Below are 22,781 nucleotides of genomic sequence, written 5' to 3'. Positions count from 1 at the left end.
CGGGAAAGGAGTTTCAACCATGAGAAAGCCCCTTCGCCCTCTGGCTGGCCTGACCGCCGCCCTGTTGGCCCTCTCTCTGGCGGGCTGCGGCCCTGCCGGCCGCACCGGGACCTCCCATAGCCCCGCCGGCACTGCCTCCGACGCCGCCCCGGCGGGCGGGGATTTGACCCTCATCACCAACGGCAATGACAAGGGCCTCTACACAAACATCTATCAGAGCGACGGTACCGGCGGCGGGCGCAGCCTGCGCTGCTGGGTGGACTACGCCGCAGCCACCCGGACGGTGCTGTGCGCCAAGCCCAACTGCACCCACGACAGCGACTTCTGCACCGCCTGGATCAATCCCGAGGCCAGCGAGACCGATTACCTGCTGGGGGACAAGCTGCTCTGCGCCGGGTACGGCATGGATGGCATGACCCTCACCCTGCGGAGCAGCGACGGCTCCGACCCCAAAGCGCTCTACACCACCGCCGACGAGGTGGTCCCCCGCCTTACCGACGGCAGCTGGCTCTATTTTGAGCAGCAGACCATGGACGACGAGGGGGGCAGCACCAACGCCCTCTACCGGCTGCCCCTGGCGGGAGGTGAGGCCCAGCGCCTCTTTGACCTGCCCTACCAGAGCGGCTCGGATGCAGGCATTCTGGGCTGCACCGGGCGGGAGATCGTCCTCTACACCTTCCAGTGGGGGGATGACCCCATGCCGGAGCAGACCGACGGCATGAGCCAGGAGGACTACGACGCCGCCCTGGCCGCCTGGGAGGACAGCCAGCAGGGCAGTCACCGGGTCTATACCAAGAACGTGGACACCGGGGAGGAGCGGGAGCTGACTTCCTGGACCTCCCAGATCGGCAGCGCGGGAAGCACGGTGGCCATGGTGGAGGGCACCCTCTACCTGCTGCCCGACCAGAGCCTGGGCGAGCTGACCGTCATCGACCCCGCCGACGGCAAGACCGCCACCACCCCGGTGGCCTGGCCCTTTGAACTGGGAGCGGAGGAGATCTACACCGTCACCATCCGGGGCATGGTGGGAGGCAGGCTCATTGCCGATGTGACCACCCTGGAGGGGGATGACCGCCGGGCGGCCATCGACCCTGCCGACGGCACCGCCGCCGAGCTCAAGCTCAACTACCTGTCCAACGGCCATGTCCGGGGCATCCGCATGCTGGGCCAGGGCGGCGGCGCCGTGCTGGTCTGCTACGAGCAGCGGATGGAGGACGCGGTGTCGGTGGGCTCCGACGGCATGACCTTTGTGGGTACCGATGTGAGCGAGCGCTGGGCCATGATCGACGACGCCGACTTCCTCTCCGACACCCCCGCCTACCGGGACGTGCAGACCGCCTGAACCCCCTTTTATCAGCCTTCCCCTTCCGGGCAAATCTCCGGATGTTCCAATACACACCCCGCCAGCAGAGAGAAGCCGGCGGGGCTTTTTTGCGCGGGCGGGACTTATGGGATATAATAGAAAAGAAATAGGGATTGCAGGGGGGCCCGGCCCCGGCGATCCGGACCGAAATGTTACAACCCGGATACAACTTGGTGATATGCTCTGACTGGAAATCCATTGCCCGAACCCAGTCAACACCCGGAAAGAGGAAAGGAGCCGCCCCGCCATGAACCGTATTCTGATCGTTGAGGATGAAACCAATATCGCGCGTCTGATCCAGATGAGCCTGTCCCGCGCGGGGTATTCCTGTACCGTCCTCAACGACGGCATGGAGGCCGCCAACTGCATCGAGCAGAACAGCTTTGACCTGGCACTTTTGGACATCATGCTGCCGGGGCTGGACGGCTACGCCCTGCTGGAATACCTGCGCCCCATGGGCACGCCGGTCATCTTCATCACGGCCAAAAGCGCCCTCAAGGACCGGGTGCAGGGGCTGCGCCTGGGGGCGGACGACTACCTGGTCAAGCCCTTTGAGATCGAGGAGCTCATGGCCCGGGTGGAGACGGTGCTGCGCCGCACCGGAAAAGGGGGCCGGGTGCTCACCGCCTTCGACGTGGAGCTGGACACCGTCTCCCGCACAGTGACCAAAGGGGGCAAACCTCTCGACCTGACGCCCTTGGAGTTCGGCCTGCTGGAACAGCTCATGCGCAACCGGGGGGCCGCCCTCTACCGGGATGTACTGTATGAGCGGGTGTGGGGCGGCGAGATGACCGAGACCCGCACCCTGGATCTGCACATCCAGCGCCTGCGCAAAAAGCTGGGCTGGCAGGACCGCATCGAGACGGTGTACAAGGTGGGCTACCGCCTGAAAAAGGAGGAGGAGACTCCGTGAAGTTTGCCCAGAAACTGGGCTGTGCCATGGTGCTGGTGCTGGCGGTGTCCTTCTCGGCGGGGGGCTGCGCCCTGCTGTACGGCGACTTTGCCGACCGCCTGGCCGAGGCCGATACCCAGAACCAGGCCCAGCATTCTCTGGCCTGCTACGCCGTGGAGAGCGAGATCCTGTCCCTCTACAGCCTGGGGGACGCCATCACCGGGGAGGACCTGGCCGCCCAGGTGGAGGAGCTCTCCTCCACCGCCCCCGAAGGCAGCGCCTTTGCCCTGTGGTATCAGAATGAGATGGTGTGGGGGGAGCTGCCCGGGGACATCCTGCCCGCCGACATGGGCTCCTCCCAGCTCCGTTACATCCGCACCGGAGATACGGTCAGCGCCGTCTACTGCTCCGACCTGCTGGACGGCGCCCGGCTGTTCTCGGTGTTTGACGTGACCTCCCTGTACGACGCCCGCACCCGCAGCCTGCTGCGCTTCCTCACCATGGAAGGGGTGGTGCTGCTCTGCTCGGCGGTGGTGGCGGCCCTGCTCAGCCGGCGTATGACCCGACCCCTGGCCCTGCTCAATCAGGTCAGCGGGGAGATCGCCGCAGGGGCCTACGACCGCCGCACCGCCGTGCCCGGCAATGACGAGGTGGCCCAGCTCAGCCGCAGCTTTGACCACATGGCCGCCGCCGTGGAGGACAAGGTGGCCCAGCTGGAGCTGTCGGTGCAGCAGCGGGACGACTTTATGGGGGCTTTCACCCACGAGCTCAAGACCCCCATGACCAGCATCATCGGCTATGCGGACATGCTGCGCAGCGTTCAGTGCGACCCCGACGAGCAGAAGGAGGCCGCCAACGCCATCTTCCACGAGGCAAAGCGGCTGGAATCGCTGAGCCGCAAGCTGCTGCAGCTGCTCCACCTCAGCGACGAGGCCCTGACCCTGGGCCCGGTGGAACTGGAACGTGTGCTGGCCGCGGCGGAAAAGCTCATGACCCCCGTCTGCCGCAAGGCGGGCGTCACCCTGCGCATGCCCGCCCGGCGGGCTTTTACGGTGCGGGGGGACGCCGACCTGCTCGTCGACCTGCTCTGCAACCTGACCCAGAACGCCGTCAAGGCCAGCCATGAGGGCCAGATCGTGGAAATTTTGTGCCGTCCCCGCAGGGACGGCGCCATCCTGCTGGGGGTAGCGGACGCCGGTATCGGCATCCCCTCCCAGGCCGTCAGCCGGGTGACCGAACCCTTTTACATGGTGGACAAGTCCCGCGCCCGCAAAAGCGGCGGCAGCGGTCTGGGCCTGGCCCTGTGCAGCAGCATTGCCCGGGCCCACGGCACCGAACTGCGCATCCAGAGTCGGGAGGGCCGGGGCACCTGCGTCACCGTGACCCTGAACTCCATCCCGTCCCAAGGAGGTGATACCCCGTGATCTTCCCCCATAAAGCAGCCCGCCCCGGCGGCAAAAAGTCTGACCCCAACCCCGCCGCCCCGGCCCCGGAAAACCCCGAGGCGGCCGGAACCCCGGAACATGCGGAAAATCCCGGGCCCCGCACCCCGGCAAATACCACCCCCGGGGAGGAAACCACCGCCCGGGACACCGACCTGGACTGGTCGCTGCTGCGGGAGCCGGTGGAGGAGGACGACACCACCCGCCGGAGATTCCCCTTCTGGGCAGTGGGGTGCGCCCTGGTCATCCTTCTGGGGATGCTGGCGCCCTCGGCCATGTTTGCCCTCACCGACACCGCCTTCTTTTCCAACCGGGAACAGACGGGGGGCGGGTATCAGTCCCTTACCCCCAAGGGCAGCGACTACTATCTGGTGCGCATGCTCCATGAGCGCCGGGACGCCAATTATGCCAGCAACATGGAGGGGGACAACGGCCAGGGGGGCTTTTACTATCAGAGCTACGACTCCACCGGAAGCCTGCCCATAGACTACACCCTGAGCCCCAAGGTACAGCAGGTCTTTGATGAATACACCTCCCTGGGCATTGTGGATTACGCCTGGATGGAGAGCTTTTACGTCGACATGGCCGCCGAGGGCATCGAACCGGAAATGAATTTCTCCGGCTCCAGCGATACCCTGGGCTTTCTGTCCATCGCCTGCGACGTGAACGGCAGCCGCCGTCTGGGCATCACCATGGAGGCCCACACCGGCAAGGTGGTGGAGCTGTTTTTCCAGGTCACCGACCCGGGCCTGGCCTATTCCCCCAATGTGCAGCAGGTGCTGAACCAGTGGATCGCCCTCAACGATCTGGAAGGGCTGGGGGACTGGACGGTGCCCGCCGGCACCTGCTGGGAGGATGTGAGCCTCTACAGCGCCCGGGGAGAGGTCATTGCCCTCTGCTGGTATGAGAATACCGGGGACAGGGCCGTTTTCTGGCTGGACATGCAGCCCTGCACCCCCGAGATGCTGGCGGCGGGAACCTTTGCCTCCCCGGCGGAGGACTCCGCCATCACCAACGAAATGCTGGACCGGGAAAGCCTGAAACAGCCCGCCCAGTGGAACGGAGGTGTGTACAGCACCGGGGATGAGGGGTATTACATCCGCCCCCTGCCCGACGGCTCGGGGCAGGTGCGGCGTCTGGACTATGCCTCCGGCACCGACAGCTGTGTCTGCCGGAAGCCCGGCTGCACCCACGACAATGCCGACTGCCCCGCCTGGTTAAGCCCGGAGGAAGTGATCTATGCCTCCCCCAAACTGTTTGCGGCGGAGGGGAGCGTCTATCTGATCTCCTCGGGCAACCAGGGCGTCTACAGCGCGGAGGCGGCCATCTCCCTCCTGATGCAGAACGGCCTGGACCCCACCGAGGAAAACATCCGCAAGGTCCTGCGGGTGGGCATCGACCGCATTTCCGCCGACGGCCTGACCCGGGAGGCGGTGGCCGACCTGCCCGTGGGTGTTTCCAACTGGTACTGTGTGGCGGTGGACGGGACCAAAGCCTATTTTGCCCGGTCCCTCATCTATCAGGACAGCGAGGAACCGGCGGACAATTATCTGGTCTGCGATGTGTCCACCGGTCAGATCACCGAAGGCCCGGCGCAGTTTTTCCGGTACGAGGAGGTGCTGGGCTGTTACGGGGGCTGCCTGGTGGTGCGTCGGACGGTGGACCCCATGGATATCCTCCATTACTGGAGCCAGGCTCTGGGCACGGCGGGGGAGACTACGGACCTGTCCTGCTATGAGCTGGTGGACCCGGCCACAGGGGAGCGGCGCGCCGTCTCCACAGGAAACTATTTCGAGCTGTATCCCCAGTGGTCCGGCCTGTTTTCCGCCCGGGACAAACTGGTCACTGTGGGAATCTCCACAGGCGGCGCGTGCCGTGTGAACATGGTGGACCTGCGCACCGGAGTTGAGGAGGAGACCAACCTGCCGGACCTTCTGATGGAGCGGGTGCTGGGGGGCGATGCCGACATGGGCTCCCACATGGCGCCCGACTGCGGCCTGCCCTGGGTGCAGTTCTGGTATGACGACACGGTGATTTTCTACGACCCCACCACGGGAAAATACAGCTACAGCGTGCTGCCCGGCGGCTGCGTGGTGCGGGCCATGACCGGGGATGGCCGGGTGGTGGCGGAAAACCGGCTCACCCCCGGCGAGGGCGCCTATCTCATCGGCCCGGCGGAGGCCCTGCAAACCAGCCTGGAGGCCTTCCAGCCTCTGCGGTGGGCCGATGCCCCATAAACAGCAAGAGCCTTTCCCCCACACTGGGGGAAAGGCTCTTTTGTGCAGAAAAACAGGGAGAACAGCGCGGCCTTACTTGGCCTTGCGGGCCCGGGCGGCTGCCTTGCCGGCGGCCTTTTTGGCCCGGGAACCGGTGCCGGTCTGGATGCGGGTGCTCTTGGGGGCACGGGTCACCACGGGAGCGGCGGGTTCTTTCTGGAGCAGCTTGTCGGGCACCGGATCGATGCGCCACAGCTGGTTTTCTCCAAAGACATCCTGCCAGATCTGGGCCTGGGTGCCGTTGTCCACCCGCATGCCCACCAGATCAATGACCTTGTCGGCCAGAACATTGCGCAGCTTGACGCAGCCGTTGGACGCGGGAACCACCTGCCAGCGCTGGCTGGCCCCCGATGTCATCGACCACTGGTGGACCCAGGTGCCGTTGGCCACACCGCCCATGGCCAGGTCCATGACCTTGCCGGTAAAGCGGTTGCGGATGCGGTACTGACCGTCGGCGGCCACCTCAAAGGACCACTGCTGCCAGGGCTGGCCCTCATAACTCCAAAGGCGCACAGACGCGCCGTTTTCGGTGTTGAAGTCAGCCACTTCCAGCACGCGGCCGTTGGCCGCTGCGATGGTGTAATAAGCTCCTTCCCGGATGACGGTTTGTGCGGATTTTCTCATGTGTGATGCCTCCTTTGCCGCGGCATTGCCGGGCGGTTTTGCGCGGTTTTGTCAGGACAATTCCCCCGCGTATGTATCTGGTTTCATTATAACATTTCACCAACGCGCAGTTTTGCCAAAATTTGACGGTCGGCCTTGTATATCCCGCGCAAAGGCCGCTTGCCCTGCCGGGGGAATGTTGGTATAATGTTTTTCAGATGACAGAATTTTGATGACAGCAGGCGGTTTTCCCCCATTTGTGCGCGGGGGCAGGGCCGCCCGTAAGGAAAGGCAGACAGACGGCTTATGCAGTTCAGTGAATTATCCCTGCGCCCCGAGATCCTGCGCGCCACCCGGGAGATGGGCTTTACCGAGATGACCGAGATCCAGCAAAAGGCCATTCCCCTCATGATGGAAGGCCACGACATGATCGCCAAGGCCCCCACCGGCACCGGCAAGACGGTGGCCTTCGGCATTCCCATCCTGTCCGGCATCGACACCGGACGCAAAAAGCCCCAGGCGGTCATCCTCAGCCCCACCCGGGAGCTGGCCCAGCAGATCGCCTCCGACCTGCAGGCCCTGGCCCAGTTCATGGAGGGGGTGCGCATCGTCTGCGTCTATGGCGGCGCCGGGCTGGAAAAGCAGCAGAAACAGCTCAAGGCGGGCTGCCAGATCGTGGTGGCCACTCCCGGCCGTCTGATGGACCATTACCGCCACCACGCCATTGACCTGAGCGAGGTGGAGACGGTGGTGCTGGATGAGGCCGACGAGATGCTGAACATGGGCTTTTACAAGGATGTGCGGCACATCATCGACCTGATGAAGCACCGCAAGAGTTTGTCCATGTTCTCGGCCACCATCAGCCGGGAGGTGCTGGACATCGGCTGGCTGTATCAGAAAAACGCCGCCGAGGTGGATGTCCAGCCCATGCTGGAGAGCATGCCCAAGATCGCCCAGTACAAGCTTTTGACCACCGGCCGGGACAAGCTGGCCGACCTGGCCCAGATCATCATCTCCGAGGGCTACAAGCGGGTGATGGTCTTCTGCAACACCAAGTACAACACCGGCATGCTGGCCAATCAGCTGGCGCGGCTCAACTTCAATGTGGACTGCCTCCACGGGGATTTGTCCCAGGCGGAGCGCAACCGCATCATGACCCGGTTCAAGGCGGGGGAGATCGCGGTGCTGGTGGCCACCGACGTGGCGGCCCGGGGCATTGATGTCTCCGATGTGGACGCCGTCATCAACTACGATGTCCCCGAGGAGAACGAGCACTACACCCATCGCATCGGCCGCACCGGCCGTGCCCGGCGGGAGGGCGCCAGCTATCTCTTCTACACCAGGGAGGAGACCAAGCGGGTGGACACCCTGCTGCGCCTGACCCGCAACACCGACGACTGCCGCAGCGTCCACTTTGACTTCAACCACGAAAAACTGGTGGTGGAGGAGCAGAAGAAGGAGGACAAGTTCCAGATCCGCAGCTACTTCTGATGCTTGCCGCCCGGCTTTGTGCCGCCCCGCCGCCGCAAAAGCCGCGATTTTCCTACAAAAACTCCCGAGGCCGAAAAAAGATTTGGCTCCGGGAGATTTTTTTTGCAAAAAGGCTTGATTTTTGGGTACAGGTTTGATATAATAACAAAGTCGCAAGACAAATGGACGGTTAGCTCAGCTGGTAGAGCATCTGCTTGACGTGCAGGAGGTCACAGGTTCGAGTCCTGTACCGTCCACCAAACAGACCGGTTCTTCGGAACCGGTCATTTTTTTGTTTCGGGCGGGACCGGACAAAACCGCCGGCCCTGCGCAGCAAAAAGAACCTCCTGCCTTTGGGCAGGAGGTCCTTTTGCGTAAGTTCAGTTTGCACACCGGAAACCCGGCAGGGCATTACTCCGCCACAGTCACAGAGGTGATGTGGGGGTTGACGCCCTCGTACCAGTAGAGGAAGCCCTCGGCGTCAATGGTCTGGCCAATCTGCAGGTTCTCGACGGCGGCGTAGACGTCGGTGGTGCTGTCGCAGAGGTAGCTCTCCACGGTGAAGGTGTAGGTCTCGCCGTTGTAGGAGACCTTGAAGTACAGGTCGTCGCCGTCCTCGCCGGAGCCGTCGGAATTGTACAGGAAGGCATGCTCGTTGCCGTCGGCGTCGGTGATGGGCGCAACGGTCAGGCCGGTGAAGGTGACCAGCTGGTTCTGATGGTCGGCGAGTTCCTCGGTGCCCAGCAGGTCGGTGACATCCAGCGGGGTGGCGATGAAGGAATCGGCGTCCTCCACAAACTCGAAGGTGGCTTCCATCAGCTCGATCTCGCCGGACCACTCGCTCTTGTAGCCGGTGACGCGGATGCAGGTGCCTGGGGTCAGCTTTTCGTAGTCTTCCTCAGAGCAGGCCATGTCGTAGAAGAAGTAGGCGCCGTCCTCATCCTGAGCATAGACGGTAGCCTTGTCCTCCCACCAGGACTGCTTGGCCTGAACGTAAGCTTCCACGGTGACCTGGGTGTCCACATCGGCAGCCATGTACTCGTCGTAGCTCAGCACCTCGCCGGAAGCGGTCTCGGTGGAAGCAGCCTCGGAGCTGTCGGTGGCCACGGAGGAGGACTCCTCAGCGGTGGACTGGCTCTCGGAAGTGGAGGAAGTATTGCCTGCGCAGGCGGCCAGAGACAGGGCCATGCCCAGCGCCAGGGCAGCGGAAATCAGCTTTTTCATGATAATTTCTCCTTTTGGTGTACATCTTGTGTGTGATGGACAACATATCCATTATACCGACAACGGGCCAAAAATCAACCGAAACACCGCGAATCCCAAGGTTTTGGCATCAAAATGTTACCGATACGGCAAAGTCTGGCAGCCGGAAAAGAAAAGGGGCAGGCATCCCGCGGGAAAGAATCTCCCGGGATGCCTGCCTCCTGCCGGATGAAATCAGAACCGGTCCGCCACAAACACCGCCGCGCCGGTGGCACGGGCAGCGGCAAGGCCGGTGGAGGAATCCTCAAAGATCATGGTAGTCTCCGGCGTGGCGCCCAGAAGCTCCATAGCCCGGAGATACCCCTCGGGGTCGGGTTTGTTGTGCTCCACATCCTCCGAGGTCAAAATCACCTCAAACCAGTCCCGGCAGCCGAAATAGTCCAGAATCTCGGTGGCGTTCTGCCGGCTGCCGGTGGTGACCAGCCCCAGCCGGGCGGTGGGGCGCATGGCGGCCAGCAGGGCAAAAAGAGCCTCGTTTTTCCGGGCCGCCCCCAGGCAGGCGGAGTAGAGCTCCTTTTTCCGGTCGTGGACCCGTTCCAGCAGGGCCGGGTCGGGGTCGCCGCCCATGAGCGGGGGCAGAAAACTCTTGTAATGCCCGCCGTTGCAGCATTTGGCGTAGTATTCGTCGGTGACGGTAAAGCCTACTTCCTCCAGGGCGCGGCGGTAGCTGGCGGCGTTCACCGTCACCGTGTCAAAGAGGGTGCCGTCCAGGTCCACCAGCACGGCGGTATAGGGTCTGTGTTCCATGAAAATACCTCGTTCAATCGTGGGGATACCACCGGGCAATGTCGTTGGCCACCATCAGAAGCCCCGCAAAGAACATGGGCGCCCGCTTGCGGTCCTTGGAGATCTTGTAGGGCATGAGCCGCAGCCAGTGGATGAGCTCATGCAGGAAGATGCTCTCCACCTGCCGGGGGGTGTACCGGCTTTCCAGATAGGCGCGCACCTCGGCAAACAGGGCGTCGTAGGCGGCGGACCGGGTAAAGGTGAACTCAATGCGGTTCTCGTGCACCGACACCCGGGGGGTCATCATCATGAACTCGTAGCCGCCGTGGAGGCTTTGCAGCAACTTGCCGTAATCCAGGAAGGGGCTTTCGTGCAGGTTGCCGGTGTTGGGGTCGATGAGATACCAGGTATCCGCCCCCGTGCGGCAGATGATGTTTTCCAGCGTCAGGTCGCCGTGAATGGTGGCGATGGGGTCGTCGGCAAACAGTTCGGTCAGGTAGGTCCGGTCAAAGAGGCGGCCCAGGGCGGGCAGGCCCAGATAGGGCGCGCCGTTGATCCACACCCGGTCGTACTCGCACAGCTCCCGCAGGCCCCGGGCCTCCCGGATGCGGGCCAGATTGCCGTCCACCTTTTTGTCCAGGTATTCCGCCAGGGCGGCGGGGTCGGCGGACTTTGCGGGAGTGTAGAGGGTTTTGTCCAGAGTGGCCAGCACATCCCGCAGGATGGCGGCGCTCTTTTCCACCGGGTTGGAGTGGAGGTAGCGGAACATGCTCACCGCCTGGGCGGAGTATTCCATGTCATACCAGCAGCAGCCCGGCTCGGCCTCTCCCCGCAGGATGTTGCACAGGGGCAGGCGGCCTTCCTGGGCGCGGAGCCATTCCAGCTGCACCGCCAGCTTGTCCCCGTCCGCCCCGAAGGCGTACTTGCGCCAGAAAGTCCCCGAATGGTCCATGCACAGCATGGTGGTGGCGTTGGACCCCGCCGAGTGGTCCTCCAGAATGGTGACCCCTCGGTTGATGCGCAAAAATTGCTCCACAAAGGGCTTGTTCTGCAAGCCGAAATACTGGCTCAAAAAGGCGCTGCGGTCCCGGGGGTCCACCTGGGGCAGCAGGTTCAGGTAGTCGTCCTCGTCGGAGGGCTCGGGGGCAGCGGCCGCCGCCGCGTGGTTGATGCCGCTGCGCATTTTGTCGGGCAGCAGGGTCACCGCCCACATGACGAGAAGGGGCAGAATGTACCAGGCCAGCATCATGCCCTGGGCAAGGGGGGCGCTGTCGTGGAGCTGCCCTGTCAGGGAAAAGCTGGTCACGTCCACGGCGTCCCGGCCGAAGAGCATGGTGAACACCTCCACCATGCCGAAATCGGCCCCCAGTTGGGAGAGGCCCTCCGCCAGCACCCGGTAGGAGGCCAGATAGGAGGCCCACATGAGGCCAGTATTCACGGCCAGACGGGACAGCCGCACCCGGCCCAGGTCCTTGAAGGTGTTGATGAGGCTCCAGCAAAACACTAGGCCGTCCAGCTTGAGGGTGTCGTTAAAGATACCGCAGACCTTCAGGCACAGCCGCTTGATGGGGCCCCGCAGCCGGATGACCAGCACCAGGGCCACGGCCAGGGCGGCGGAGAAGGCCAGGTAATAGTGGGTTTCGTCCTCAATGCCCGGGGCGCCGGACAGCCGGAACACGCCGAAGAGCAGCGTCACCAGCCAGACATCCAGAAACCGGTCCATGATGACGGTGGCCAGGGCAAAGCCCACCCCGTTTTTCATCTTGCGGCCGGTGAACCAGGCCCGGAACAGGTCGCCGATGTGAAAGGGCAAAAGGAAGTTGACGGCATAGCCCCCTGCCAGACCCCGCAGCATGGCCCCCCGCATGGGCCGCTCATAGATGCGGATGAACTGCTCCCACCGCAGAATGCGGAAGAGATGCCCCAAAAGCAGCAGCACCACCGATGCCAGCAATAACAACACAGCGGTCATTGGTCCAGCGCCTCAAAGCCGGCGGCGTTTTCGGGCTGTTCCGCCAGGGCGTACTCGGCGGGGGTACCGAAGGGCAGGTGCAGGTCGGTGGCAAAGCCGCGGACAACTTTGCCCTCCCCGGCCAGCACGTTGTAGACGCCGGAGACAAAGAACTCCTTGTACTGGCAGACGGTGAGATACTTGGCGCAGGCTTCCAGGTAGGTGGCCTTGTCTTTGAAGTAGTAGGCCCCGCAGATGGCGTCGTGGCTGACCACTTCTTTTTCCACTGTGCGGCGGACGAGACCGTCCTCCCCGTACTGCAGATAGCTGTAGGCGGGGGAGTCGGAGGCAAAGGTCAGAAGGGCGCCGTCGGGGCCGTCGGCAAAGTGGCCTGCCCGGCAGAACTCGTCAAAGGCGGAGCAGAGGAAGAGGTGGTCGCAGTCGTTGAAGAGCACCGGCACCTCGTCGGGCAGGTCCTGGCAGCCTTCCCGGCAGGTGACCGCTGCCCCGGGAGTCACGTCGTCCAGGGCGACAATTCGGGCGTCGGGCCAGTATGCCCGGATGCGGCGTTCCAGGTCGAAGTCTTTCAGATGTTCCTTCAGCACCACAAAGGTGATGCCGTCCAGGTCGATGTTTTTGGCAATGCTCCGGGCCGCCCAGTAGAAAAAGGGCTTGCCGTGGATCTCGATGAGGGGTTTGGGGCAGACGAAGCCGTTTTCAAAAAAGCGGCTGCCCCGCCCGGCCATGGGCATGACAAGGTGTAGCTTGGACATGGGGCAAAATCACTCCTTTGCGGCTGCGGCGTCCCGGACGGCCAGCATGGCGCACTCGTTCTCAATGACCCGGGCCAGGCCTTCCTCAATGGAGACCTGGGGCTGCCAGCCGTACAGTTCTTTGGCGTGGGTGTTGTCGCACAGGGAATACTTGTTGACCTCGTGGTCGAGGATTTCCGGGCGGATGCCGTAGGCGCCGCCGTACAGTTCGGGGTACTTGGACCAGTAGTGGGCGGTATCCCAGTATTTGGCCGGGATGTCCTTGTGCATCAGGCGGCAGGCGATGGCGTACAGTTCCCGCACCGAGTAGTTGGTGTTGCTGGACACGTTGACGGCGTCGAAGCTCTTGCGGTCGGTGACCCGCAGAGCCAGGTCGATGAGGTCGTCCACATAGATATAGTCCCGGCGCTGGTTGCCGTCGGAGTGGAATTCGGGGACGCGGTCATAGTACAGTTCCCGGATCATATAGCCCACGAAGGGAGGCTGTTTGCGCAGGCAGTCGATGTGAGGACCGTAGACGTTGGCAAACCGCAGGCAGGTGACGTTCATGTTGTAGGTGGTGGCAAAGCTGCGGCAGAACTGCTCGGCGCAGTATTTGGTGTTGGGGTAGATGAGGGTGGGGGGATTGAACTTGTCCTCCACGGTGGGGAACTCGGTCTCGTTTTCGTACATGGCGTTGGTGGAGGCCTGCACCAGATGCTTGACGCCGGTGCGGCGGCAGAGTTCCAGCAGGTTGACGAGGCCCATGGTGTTCACCGAGACAGCCTCCACCGGGTCGCTCTGGCAGTCGGGCAGGGGCGCGATACCGGCAATGTTGTACACCACGTCGAAGTGTTCCTGCTCAAAGAGGGCGGGGAGTTTTTCCCGGTCGCGGATGTCCATATGCAGCACGTCGGCGGCGAAATCGTGGTCGTCGAAGTGGAGGTTATCCAGGTTGCCGTAAGAGAAGTTGTCGATGCCGATGACGGTGTCCCCCCGCTTCCACAGGGCGTGGCAGAGCTGACCGCCGATGAAGCCGGCAGCGCCGGTGACCAATACTTTCATGGGAAAATCCTCCTTTTGGGGTGGTTGTATCTGTTTGGGTGATTGGATGGTTTTTGATTATTGGTGTGATTCTTTATGGGCGAACGGGCGGCGGTTTGCAGGCCCGTTAGATTTAAGATTTTTGTTTGGTAACCCGTTGTGTCTTTATAGTACGACGCTTCGGGCGGGCGGCAGCTTTTCCGTGGCCTTACTTCTTTCGCCGCCGAAAGAAGTAAGCAAGAAAGGCGCCCCTAGTTCCGAGGCGGGGGGCACGGCTTAAGGGGCCTGCGGGCCCCTTAAGAAACCCCGGGGCACAGTGTGGGTCGGCCGAGAATTGCCTCCTGCAACTTGAGATGACCGGTCTATGGGTCGTGCCCCGTGCATCACAAGATAAACGGTCACCCGGCCTCCCGGATTTGTGCGGCGGTCCGCTCCCGCAGACCGCCGCCTGGGGAAAGGTTTTTCGCTTTTTCTCTGATATCCAGCCTTTTTCATACCCCGCCTGATGGCAAGGTTGCATCCTCTCACAGATTGGACGCCACCACCTGGTAGCTGTAGTCGTCGATGATTTTGGTGCGCATTTCCTGTTCCACAAACTTTTTGTGGCCGGTCAGGTACTGGCCGCACATGCGCAGCAGGCTCATGGCAAAGCTGGTCAGCTTGGTGTTGGACACCTGGTCCTCCTCCCGCCAGCTGATGGGGAAGAACAGCATCTTCTGCTTGTAATGGCACTGGGCCAGGATCATGCAGTCGTTGAAGTAGAGGGTATCCGGGAACTTGATATAGTACCGGTTTTTCAGGGATTCCACCCGGTACAGGTTGAGCCCGCTGCCCAGGTCGGTGATCTTGTGCAGCGTCACCAGGCTGAACAGCCAGTTGAACCCGTAGTTGCCGAAGATCCGCAGGGCGCTGTACCCTTGGATGCGGCTGCCCCGCATGAACCGGGACCCCAGACAGCAGTCGTATTTCTCATATTCGCCGGATTCCACCAGCGGGCACAGGTCCCGCACGTCCCCCTGGTCGTCCCCGTGGAGCACCACCAGATAGTCGTATCCGTGGTCCATGGCATACCCGAAGGCCACCTTATGGCTGCCGCCCAGGCCGTAGTTCTGGTCGTTGCGCAAAAGGCGCACCGGGGCCTGGGGGTGGGCGGCCATCCAGGCCTTTACCGCCTCCTCAGTGCCGTCGGTGGAGCGGTTGTTCACCACAATGCACTCCCCCGCAAAGGTCTGGACCCTGGGGTCCAGCAGCTGGTCCAGCACCCGGGGCACCTGGTGCTCACAGTTATAGGCCGGGATAAAAATCAGAAATTTCTTTGGCAAAACAGGATGCCTCCCTTTGTCAGCTTCCGGGGGCGGCAAAAACTCCCCCAATCCCCTATATGATACCACATCCCGCCCCGTTTGTCAGCGCACAAAAATCCCCCGCAGAAAACTCCTTTCCGCGGGGGATTTCCTTGATTTTTGGGAAGGCTCAGTGCTCCACCGTCAGCACTTCCAGCGAGGCGCTGCCGTAGTGCACCCGGCTGCGGCCGGAGATGGTAAAGTGTTCCTCCAGCCAGGCGTGGAACTCATCCAGATCCCGGATGCAGTCGTCGTTGTAGACGATGATGTCGGGGGTCTTTTCGGGCAGTTCCAGATAGTAGCTGGCAAAGCGGTTGTCACTGTCGGTGGAGGAGATCACCGATGCCTGGGCGGTCTCCAGCGTGCCGTCCGCCATGAGGAAGGCCAGCCCGTGGACATCCCCGGTGGAGATCAGCACCTTCTCCCCGGTGTGGGAGTCCAGCGCCTCCTCCAGCGCATAGTACATGTCGGCGGTGGCGGTATCCGCCCAGGTCCCGGCGGCGGGGCCGTCGGACAGGTAGGTGAGGGAAGTGTTCAGCACATCGCAGGGCTTCCACCCCGTGGTCAGGATGAGGAAGGCCCGGCAGACAAACAGAAATGCCACAAAGGACAGCACAATGCCGTCGGCCCAGTCGGCATCCAGGGCGTAGGGGGTGCAGGGGTCGGTGTCACCGTTTTCGGCGGCGCGGGTCTGCAGGGCCAGGGCCAGCACGGCGCAGAGGCCCGGCCAGGTCAGGTACATGAAGGTGGCGGAAAATCCCAGCAGGGTGGACCGCAGGATAAACAGGTAGGCCGCCACCCCGGGCAGATAGCCCAGCCAGAACAGCCGGTCCCGGGGGGTGCCCCGGCCCGAGCGGAAGAACCACAGCCCTCCGATGACCAGCACCGGGCAGAAGTACCGCTCATCCAGGCTGGAATCCCGCAGCGCCCGGGCCAGGCAGAGAAGCACGGTAGCAGCGGAAAACAGGGCAAACAGAATGTTGAGCCAGTACCGGATGTTGCGGATGGGGCGTTCATGGCGCAGGGCGATGTCCCGGGCGATGCCGGCGCAGACGACGGCCAGGGCGGCACCCCCCGGCTTGACCAGGAACTTGGCCACATCGGCGGCCTGACTGCCCAGCAGCGCCAGCCGCTGGGAGAAGGTGAAGTCATACTGGGGGTCGTTGAGGATGAGGGCGGCCCTTGCCATGAGGGTGCGCACCGACATATCCTGCAGCACATAGAGCAGGAAGGCCCCGGCGCAGACCACACAGGTCAGCAGAGTGACCAGCATGCCGGCGGGCAGGCCGAGAAAGCGTTTTTCTCCGGCCCGGCGGCCCAGCAAAAACATGCCGATGAGGTAGACGGGGGCAGCAAAAGCGCTCTGGGGGAAGGCCAGCACGCTGAGGCTGAGGAAGATGCCTCCCGGCACCAGCTTCCACAGCTTTTTGCAACCGTCGGCATAGTAGGCGTAGAAGCAGAGGAAGGCCGCCACCGTGAAGTGGAACTGCTGGGAGATGTAATCGGGGGCCAGGAACCACTTGGGGGTGTAGGCGAACAGGGCCAGGGCGGTGAGAAAGGCGGTGCGGGGGGCCAGGTCCCGGCGCATGGTGCGGTAGAACCACACCGACAGAAGGGCCTTGAGCACCAGCATGACCACCCGCATATAGAGCAGAATGCCGGTGGTGGTGCCGGTGATGGCCCAGTACGGCCACATAAGGGCGGCGTCGGTGAGGGCCGAGAGCTGATGGGGTTCCCACATGGTGTAGAAGAGGCTGTCTCCCTGGATCAGCCGCCAGCCGATGGACAGGGCGTATTCCTCGTCGATCTCCAGGCCCACGAACAGCGTCTTGACCACCGAGGCCGCCGCCAGCAGAATCAGCAGCGCCCCGATGAAATGTTCGGGACCGATGTGTCGTTTGGTCGCCTGCATAGGCGCCTCCTTTCGGGCGTGGGGGATGTCAGGGATTGTGTCCGGCGGGATACCGGGGCAGATGCTTGAGCAGCAGGGTATCCCGCACCGCCAGAAACACCGGCAGGTAGTTCTGGCAGAAGGCATCCCACTTGCGGGCCGCAAAGCTCATCTCCGGCTTTTTGCCCTTGACGGCGGTCATGTCGATCCACCTGGACTTGTCCCGCACTGTGATCTTGGGGGTAAAGGGGAGATGCCAGCCCTCGGGATACCAGTAGGCGGGGGTCAGCAGGCGGTACTGGGCGGGGTCCAGCTCGGCAATGTAGCGGTTGAGCTGGCTCTCGTCGTGCCACAGGGCGATGACCCCGTCGGCCAGGTCGTCGTCGGTGCGCCTGGCCAGGGTATGGCACATGGCCAGGAAGGCCTCCGACGTGCCCCCGTTGAGCCCCCCGGACACATAGTCCCGCCCGCAGTTGTAGGGGATGTAGGCCCGGCATTTGGGGTTGCGGTCGTAGGAGTAAAAGGGCGGCGTCTTGTCCCAGAAGCCCGGCTGCTGCACCACCAGCAATACCTCCCCCTGCTGGGTGCGGGGGAGAAACTCCTCCGCCGTCACCACCTGCTCGCACAGCAGGTTGGCGTTGGCAAAGAACAGATAGTCGAAGGCCTTGAGGGCCTCCTCCTGGGAGAGGAACATCTCAAACCGCTTGAGGGTGCTGTAGGGCCAGTCGTAGGCCTCCTGATAGATGCGGCGGACATCGGGCTCTGTGTCGTATTCGATGGCGGGCGCGTCGGTAAAGACAAAGAAGGTCTTGTCACACTCGGGCAGGAAATTCTGCCGGAAGGTCTTGTAAAAGTCGGGCCAGAACACCGTGTACTTGCCGGTACAGATGTAGAGCACCGCCACCGAGGGCCGGGCCCCGGCAGGGAAAACTTGGCTGGACATGAGGGCTCAGGCCTCCTTTCGGCGGATGCGGCGCCACAGCTGGAGGGCGCGGCCCCGCAGGTATTCGGCGTCGCTGGTGAAGCCGTAGAAAACAAGGTTCATGGCGTTGGGCAGGATGCAGACCACCACCGCCCGGGCGATGACCCCCAGCCATCCGCCCCCCAGCAGGGAGCAGACCCAGTAGGTGACGGCCATGTCGGCGGCCAGGGTGAGGGCGTGAATCAGCTGCAGGCGGAGATACCGTCCCCCGCAGCCTCGCATGAACCGGCCGAACACCACTTTGGCCCGGCCGAACCACATGAGGCAGTGGGCGAACACGGTGGCGGCCACCACGCCCGCCAGCCCGAAGGGCCCGACCAGCACAAAGCTCAGAACCAGATTGGAGACGCCGCTGGCCACCATGAACCACTGGTCCTCCTCAAAATGGCCCAGCACCGCCCGGTAGGAGCCCAGCATCCGGTGGTTCCAGCCCACGTACTCGTTTAAGCAGAACCAGAAGACGTAGGACATGGGCAACAGCCACTTGCTGCCCAGCCACACCGTGATAAAGGGCTGGAACAGGCAGAAATAGGCCACCGCCACAAAGCTGCCGAAGAGATAGCTGAACAGGTCCATGCTCCAGAAGACCTTTTTCTGGTGATCGTCGGCCTCGGCGGTCTTGTCGTAAACGATGTTGCCGATGGCGGCGGCGAAGCTGTCCAAAATCTTGTTGCCGATGTTGGTGACGGAGGAGGAGACGTTGGAGTAGTTGCCCAGATAGGTGACGCTGGCGGAGCCCCGCATGCGGGTCATGACCAGGCTGTCGGAGGTGCCGTAGATGGCGTTGGACACCCGGTGCACCAGATAGTACCGCAGATCCCGGAAAAGCCCCAGCTCCTTGAAGTCCGCCCAGGAGACCCGCACGTCCTGCACCTCGGGGAAATCCCGGCGGTAGCGCCAGGCCACCACCACATTGGCCAGGGTGTTGAACACAATGGTAATGCCGAAATACAGAATGTAGTTATTGGCATAATTCAACGAGATGTAAATTCTCGCCAGATAGGTCAGCACGTTGAAGACAAAGTCGATGCGGGTGCAGACATAGCCCTGCTGGGTGCAGGTGTAGAGCAGCCGCCTTGTGACCAGGAAATAGCTGGACAGGGTGGACAGCGTCTGCAGGATATAGATGGCGTGGACGGCGTTCCAGTCGGTGTCCGCCTCCACAATGAGCAGGGGCAGGAAAAACCAGAAGAGGGCCGCCAGCACAAAGATGGCCCCGCCGATGAGGCGATAGGTCCACTTGTACAGCGACATGTATTTGCTGATCTTGTCCACATCTTTGGCGGCGATCTGTTCATACAGCCGGTAGCTGATGACGCTGCCCACGCCGAACTCGGCGATGGAAAAGACGCTGAACAGCTGCTCGATGACGGTGGAGGTGCCGGGGATGGTGATGTCGAAGTTGGAGACAAACAGTGCCCGGGCCACAAGCCCCAACAAAAGCAGCACAAAGCTGGAGCCCAGGGTGTACAGCAGGTTGATGATGGTGCGTTTGGTCCTCATGGACGAAACCCTTTCCTGTGAGTGAATTGGATATAGTCAGCCCGCCCGGCAGGCGGGGAAGCGGGCAGGACGCCCGGCGGGGAAAGCCCCGGGGGACGGCCGCAGCCTGGGGGCAGGGACGAGGGAGGCTTCCTCAGCGTTTGCCTTTCAGCCGCCCGCAGAACCACAGGGCGAACTTTGCCCCGAAGAGTTTGAGCAGCAGGCGGAAGAGCACCCAGTCCGCCCGGCCCCGGCACTGGTCGCCGTGGTCGAAGAGGGGGCGGCACTGGTCGATGAGGGGGGCGCAGGCCTGGCGGACGGCTTTGTCCCGGCAGGCGGCGGCCCGGGCCTCCGGCCAGAAGGCATTGGCCATGCGGCGGAGGATCTCGTTGCGCTGGGCGGGGAGGCATTCGCCCTCGGCAAAGACCTGGGCAAAGCCCCGCTGGGCCGCCAGAATGCCGGTGAAGTGCTTGGGCAGGTTGGAGTTCATCAGGCTGCCCGCCCGGTTTTCCCGGTAATGGGTCATGACCAGGTCGAGGAAACAGAGCTTTTTGCAGTGGAGCAGCAGAAGCAGGTCGAAGGGGTAATCCTCCGCCCACACCACCGACGGCCAGAACTCCACTCCGCTGTCCAGGAGGAACTGCCGCCGCAGGCAGAACTTCCACACCGACCAGTGGGCGCTGTCGTACAGCCGTTTGACCCGGGCGGCGTAGTCGTCGCTCTCAAAGGGGCCGGGCACAAAGTCGATGGCGGCGGGGGCACTCAGGGTGCCGTCCCCCTCGTCGAGAGAGAGGTACCGGGCCACATACCAGTCAAAGCCGGGGTTTGCGTCCAGGCCGGCCCGCAGGTTTTCCAGCATGCCGGGGGCCCACTCGTCGTCGCTGTCCAGAAAGAGCAGCCATTCGCCGGAGGCCGCGGCGATGCCGGTGTTGCGGGCCCCGGCCAGGCCCTGGTTTTGCTGGTGCAGGGCCATGACCCCGGGGCATTCGGCGGCAAAGGCGTCGCACATGGCCCCCGAGGTATCGGTGGAGCCGTCGTCCACAAGGATGCATTCCCAGTCGGGGTCCCCGGCCTGCTCCACCACGCTTTTGACGCACAGGGGCAGGTATTTTTCCACATTATACACCGGCACGATGACCGAAAACCGGATCTTGCCTTCCCGCCGCATGGCGGCACCTCCTGTCCTTGTGTTGTGTCCCGGAATCTTACAGCCCGGTGGGCACCAGCGTCCAACCGGGCAGATAGAGGGCGCTCTCCTTGCCGTTGGCGTACCAGCGGGCGGGGGCGTAGACCTGTTTGTCGGGGGCATCCCCCAGATACTGGGCCCACCAGCTGTAGGTGGAATTGCTGATGATGAAGTGGCGGCAGAGCTGCATGAGGGCCAGATCCCCCGCCGCGCTGCCCGGGGTCAGATAGACGGCAGGCAGCCCCGCCGTGTCCAGATGATCCTGAGCCCAGAGAATGTCGTCGGAAAAGACAAAGAGCTTTGCCTCCGGCCACTGTTCTTTGACCTGGGCGCAGCAGCGGGCGTAGTAGTCGGGGGTGCAGACCTGCAAAGCGGCGTTCTCGGGGTTCTGGTAGTCTCCCCGGCGCAGATGCAGGCAGACGGGGCAGGGCTCCGCCCCGATGGCCGCCGCCCGGTCGGGGTCGGGGGCGTTCACCGGGCGAAGTTCCGCCCGGATGGTGTCTTTGTGGTCGGCAAAGTAGGCCTCACTCTGGAAATACCCCCAGGCCAGCAGGTCGGGGGGAACGTGAAAGCCCTTGCCCCGGCGGCAGGGCACATAGCCGTCGGTGACAAAGTGGAGGCCCAGGGCGTTTAAGACCGGGGCTATTTTGGCTTCAAAGGGCTGCCAGTTGACATCCATCATGCCGCCCTTCTGCTCGTGGCGGATCATGAGAACCTTGAGGGCGTTCTGCAGGGGCAGATGATGCTTGGCAAAGGCTGCGTCGGTTTTGATGTGCACCTCGGGGGCGATGCGCAGGGCACTGAGGGCGCAGTGGGTGTGGGCGGGACCGCCGGACTTCCAGTCCTCCCGGTCCAGCAGGGTGACCCCCTCCCCGGTGCGCAGGCCCAGGGCCCGGGCAAAGGCGTAGAGGAACATCTGGTTGCCCAGTCCCCCGGTGAGTTCGGCGTAGATCATGAAGCGTTCTCCTTTTTCGGGGCAGGCCCGGAGGCTCCGGGGACGAGGGCGTCGTACAGCGCCTCCATCCGGCGGGCGGCGGCGCACAGCTCATACCCGGCGGCTTCCAGCTTGTCCCAGCGGCTCTGGTGCACCCCGCAGTCGGCGATCCGCCGGGCGGTGTCGGCCCAGGTTTCAAAGGAGGCGGACAGGGGCAGGAACTCCACCAGCCCCGTCACCGAGCCGTCGGCGGGGACGTTGGTGGAGGCAAGACAGGGCACTCCGCAGCCCTGGGCCTCCACCAGAGTGACCGGGCTGCCCTCAAACTCGCTGGGCAGCAAGAACAGGTCGAAGGCGTTCATGTAGGCGGGGACGTTGTCCTGCACCCCCGCCTGGATGACCACATCCCCCAGGCCCAGGGCGGCAATCTTGCCGTCCACCGCGGGTTTGTCCTCCCCCCCGCCCACCAGCAGGAGCTTCCAGGAGGGGGCGGCGGCGTGCATGGCCGCGAAGATGTCCAAAAGGTACAAAAGGTTTTTCTGGTGGTTGTACCGCCCCACAAAGCCCGCCAGCTTGTCAGTGTCGGCCACACCGTACCGGGCGCGGATGTCCGCCCGGGCGGCGGCGTCGGGGTGAAAGCGGCCTTTATCCACTGCGTTGCAGGCCACTGCAAAGTTGGGCTTCTCGTCAATATGGTCCCCAAAGACGAAGCGCCCTGCCGCCACGCTGCACCCCAGAAAGTAGTCGGCCCAGTGCTGGTAGAACCGGTGGGCGATCTGCCAGCTCAGGGTCATGGGCGGGTAGACGATGTGGCTGTGGACGATGAGTTTCGCCCCCGGGCAGGCGTGGCGGATGACCCCGCAGGCCAGGGCGTTGACCTTGCTTGTCGTGTGAAAATGCACAATGTCGTAATTTTTGTGCTGCCGGAAGAAGCCGGGATAGAAAAACAGCCGCTGTTTGTCGTTGCCGGGCATCCAGTAGATGTGTTTGACCCCGGCGACGCGCAGGGCATCCTCCCCGCTGGGCACCCCCTGGGGGGCGTGGGTGGCCAGCAGGTCCACCTCATAGCGGGCCAGGTCCATGGACCCCAGAAGATTCTGGATGTACCGCTGGATGCCGCCGTTGACGGTCAGGGCGCTGCCGATCATCAGAATGCGCATGGGCCTGCTCCTTTCCTGTAA

The 22,781-nt window shown here is 63.3% G+C and carries 18 protein-coding genes and 1 tRNA gene; 6 read left to right on the top strand and 13 right to left on the bottom strand.

Annotation, left to right across the window (positions count from 1 at the left end):
- The first annotated feature begins 19 nt into the window (after positions 1 to 19).
- The 4 genes from INF35_RS08630 (at position 20) to INF35_RS08615 (ending at position 5,934) form a co-directional block, all read left to right on the top strand.
- Positions 20 to 1,342: a hypothetical protein gene (locus tag INF35_RS08630; RefSeq protein ID WP_193501518.1), complete on the top strand. Its 1,323-nt coding sequence runs from the start codon at positions 20 to 22 to the stop codon at positions 1,340 to 1,342.
- A 268-nt stretch (positions 1,343 to 1,610) separates the two neighbouring features.
- Positions 1,611 to 2,276, top strand: coding sequence for a response regulator transcription factor (locus tag INF35_RS08625; RefSeq protein WP_193501517.1), 666 nt, complete (start codon positions 1,611 to 1,613; stop codon positions 2,274 to 2,276).
- Positions 2,273 to 3,679 (top strand): sensor histidine kinase, encoded by a 1,407-nt coding sequence (locus tag INF35_RS13825; protein ID WP_193501516.1) that lies wholly within the window; start codon positions 2,273 to 2,275, stop codon positions 3,677 to 3,679. The genes INF35_RS08625 and INF35_RS13825 overlap by 4 nt, the downstream gene beginning before the upstream one ends.
- Positions 3,676 to 5,934, top strand: coding sequence for a hypothetical protein (locus INF35_RS08615; protein ID WP_193501515.1), 2,259 nt, complete (start codon positions 3,676 to 3,678; stop codon positions 5,932 to 5,934). The genes INF35_RS13825 and INF35_RS08615 overlap by 4 nt, the downstream gene beginning before the upstream one ends.
- Before the next feature lie 72 nt (positions 5,935 to 6,006).
- On the opposite strand, the gene INF35_RS08610 is transcribed toward INF35_RS08615, so the two are convergent.
- A complete protein-coding gene (locus INF35_RS08610; protein WP_193501514.1) occupies positions 6,007 to 6,597 on the bottom strand; it encodes an RICIN domain-containing protein in 591 nt (196 codons plus the stop codon).
- A gap of 285 nt (positions 6,598 to 6,882) precedes the next feature.
- On the opposite strand from INF35_RS08610, the gene INF35_RS08605 reads away from it, so the two are divergent.
- Both INF35_RS08605 and INF35_RS08600 read left to right on the top strand, forming a co-directional pair.
- Positions 6,883 to 8,067: a DEAD/DEAH box helicase gene (locus INF35_RS08605; protein WP_193501513.1), complete on the top strand. Its 1,185-nt coding sequence runs from the start codon at positions 6,883 to 6,885 to the stop codon at positions 8,065 to 8,067.
- A gap of 163 nt (positions 8,068 to 8,230) precedes the next feature.
- Positions 8,231 to 8,306 (top strand) — tRNA-Val (locus INF35_RS08600).
- A 151-nt stretch (positions 8,307 to 8,457) separates the two neighbouring features.
- Here INF35_RS08600 and INF35_RS08595 read toward each other — a convergent pair.
- From INF35_RS08595 to INF35_RS08540, 12 genes are all read right to left on the bottom strand, one after another.
- The gene (locus INF35_RS08595) at positions 8,458 to 9,270 is read right to left on the bottom strand and encodes a hypothetical protein (protein ID WP_193501511.1); all 813 of its coding nucleotides are present in this window, start codon (positions 9,268 to 9,270) and stop codon (positions 8,458 to 8,460) included.
- A gap of 213 nt (positions 9,271 to 9,483) precedes the next feature.
- Positions 9,484 to 10,056, bottom strand: coding sequence for an HAD family hydrolase (locus INF35_RS08590; protein WP_193501509.1), 573 nt, complete (start codon positions 10,054 to 10,056; stop codon positions 9,484 to 9,486).
- Between the two features lie 13 nt (positions 10,057 to 10,069).
- Positions 10,070 to 12,007: a lysylphosphatidylglycerol synthase transmembrane domain-containing protein gene (locus tag INF35_RS08585; protein WP_193501507.1), complete on the bottom strand. Its 1,938-nt coding sequence runs from the start codon at positions 12,005 to 12,007 to the stop codon at positions 10,070 to 10,072.
- Complete coding sequence (locus tag INF35_RS08580; protein WP_193501505.1) at positions 12,004 to 12,759, bottom strand: glycosyltransferase family protein; 756 nt, start codon at positions 12,757 to 12,759, stop codon at positions 12,004 to 12,006. The genes INF35_RS08585 and INF35_RS08580 overlap by 4 nt, the downstream gene beginning before the upstream one ends.
- A 9-nt stretch (positions 12,760 to 12,768) precedes the next feature.
- Positions 12,769 to 13,803 (bottom strand): NAD-dependent epimerase/dehydratase family protein, encoded by a 1,035-nt coding sequence (locus tag INF35_RS08575; RefSeq protein ID WP_193501503.1) that lies wholly within the window; start codon positions 13,801 to 13,803, stop codon positions 12,769 to 12,771.
- Between the two features lie 503 nt (positions 13,804 to 14,306).
- Positions 14,307 to 15,104: a glycosyltransferase family 2 protein gene (locus INF35_RS08570; RefSeq protein ID WP_193501502.1), complete on the bottom strand. Its 798-nt coding sequence runs from the start codon at positions 15,102 to 15,104 to the stop codon at positions 14,307 to 14,309.
- 151 nt (positions 15,105 to 15,255) lie between these two features.
- Positions 15,256 to 17,037, bottom strand: a complete 1,782-nt coding sequence (locus INF35_RS08565) for a hypothetical protein (protein ID WP_193501501.1) — start codon at positions 17,035 to 17,037, stop codon at positions 15,256 to 15,258.
- Positions 17,038 to 17,065: 28 nt separating this feature from the next.
- A complete protein-coding gene (locus tag INF35_RS08560) occupies positions 17,066 to 17,959 on the bottom strand; it encodes a family 6 glucosyltransferase (RefSeq protein ID WP_193501500.1) in 894 nt (297 codons plus the stop codon).
- Positions 17,960 to 17,965: 6 nt separating this feature from the next.
- Entirely contained in the window at positions 17,966 to 19,501 is a 1,536-nt protein-coding gene (locus tag INF35_RS08555; protein ID WP_193501499.1) for a lipopolysaccharide biosynthesis protein, read from the bottom strand.
- 133 nt (positions 19,502 to 19,634) lie between these two features.
- The gene (locus tag INF35_RS08550; RefSeq protein ID WP_193501498.1) at positions 19,635 to 20,648 is read right to left on the bottom strand and encodes a glycosyltransferase family 2 protein; all 1,014 of its coding nucleotides are present in this window, start codon (positions 20,646 to 20,648) and stop codon (positions 19,635 to 19,637) included.
- Positions 20,649 to 20,685: 37 nt separating this feature from the next.
- Positions 20,686 to 21,621, bottom strand: coding sequence for an alpha-1,2-fucosyltransferase (locus INF35_RS08545; protein WP_193501496.1), 936 nt, complete (start codon positions 21,619 to 21,621; stop codon positions 20,686 to 20,688).
- Entirely contained in the window at positions 21,618 to 22,760 is a 1,143-nt protein-coding gene (locus INF35_RS08540; RefSeq protein WP_193501494.1) for a glycosyltransferase, read from the bottom strand. Before INF35_RS08540 ends, INF35_RS08545 begins: the two co-directional genes overlap by 4 nt.
- Between the last annotated feature and the right edge of the window lie 21 nt (positions 22,761 to 22,781).

Origin of the sequence: Gemmiger gallinarum, from assembly GCF_014982805.1 — a bacterium.
Lineage (GTDB): Bacteria > Bacillota > Clostridia > Oscillospirales > Ruminococcaceae > Gemmiger > Gemmiger gallinarum.
Note: the sequence above shows the minus strand (reverse complement) of the source record. Positions and strands in the feature narration are given on the sequence as shown.

Excerpts from the sequence above, each read along its gene's own strand:
- INF35_RS08630 (WP_193501518.1), top strand. The coding sequence starts at position 20 with ATGAGAAAGCCCCTTCGCCCTCTGGCTGGCCTGACCGCCGCCCTGTTG.
- INF35_RS08625 (WP_193501517.1), top strand. The coding sequence starts at position 1,611 with ATGAACCGTATTCTGATCGTTGAGGATGAAACCAATATCGCGCGTCTG.
- INF35_RS08610 (WP_193501514.1), bottom strand. The coding sequence starts at position 6,597 with ATGAGAAAATCCGCACAAACCGTCATCCGGGAAGGAGCTTATTACACC.
- INF35_RS08605 (WP_193501513.1), top strand. The coding sequence starts at position 6,883 with ATGCAGTTCAGTGAATTATCCCTGCGCCCCGAGATCCTGCGCGCCACC.
- INF35_RS08595 (WP_193501511.1), bottom strand. The coding sequence starts at position 9,270 with ATGAAAAAGCTGATTTCCGCTGCCCTGGCGCTGGGCATGGCCCTGTCT.
- INF35_RS08590 (WP_193501509.1), bottom strand. The coding sequence starts at position 10,056 with ATGGAACACAGACCCTATACCGCCGTGCTGGTGGACCTGGACGGCACC.
- INF35_RS08585 (WP_193501507.1), bottom strand. The coding sequence starts at position 12,007 with ATGACCGCTGTGTTGTTATTGCTGGCATCGGTGGTGCTGCTGCTTTTG.
- INF35_RS08580 (WP_193501505.1), bottom strand. The coding sequence starts at position 12,759 with ATGTCCAAGCTACACCTTGTCATGCCCATGGCCGGGCGGGGCAGCCGC.
- INF35_RS08575 (WP_193501503.1), bottom strand. The coding sequence starts at position 13,803 with ATGAAAGTATTGGTCACCGGCGCTGCCGGCTTCATCGGCGGTCAGCTC.
- INF35_RS08565 (WP_193501501.1), bottom strand. The coding sequence starts at position 17,037 with ATGCAGGCGACCAAACGACACATCGGTCCCGAACATTTCATCGGGGCG.
- INF35_RS08560 (WP_193501500.1), bottom strand. The coding sequence starts at position 17,959 with ATGTCCAGCCAAGTTTTCCCTGCCGGGGCCCGGCCCTCGGTGGCGGTG.
- INF35_RS08555 (WP_193501499.1), bottom strand. The coding sequence starts at position 19,501 with ATGAGGACCAAACGCACCATCATCAACCTGCTGTACACCCTGGGCTCC.
- INF35_RS08550 (WP_193501498.1), bottom strand. The coding sequence starts at position 20,648 with ATGCGGCGGGAAGGCAAGATCCGGTTTTCGGTCATCGTGCCGGTGTAT.
- INF35_RS08545 (WP_193501496.1), bottom strand. The coding sequence starts at position 21,621 with ATGATCTACGCCGAACTCACCGGGGGACTGGGCAACCAGATGTTCCTC.
- INF35_RS08540 (WP_193501494.1), bottom strand. The coding sequence starts at position 22,760 with ATGCGCATTCTGATGATCGGCAGCGCCCTGACCGTCAACGGCGGCATC.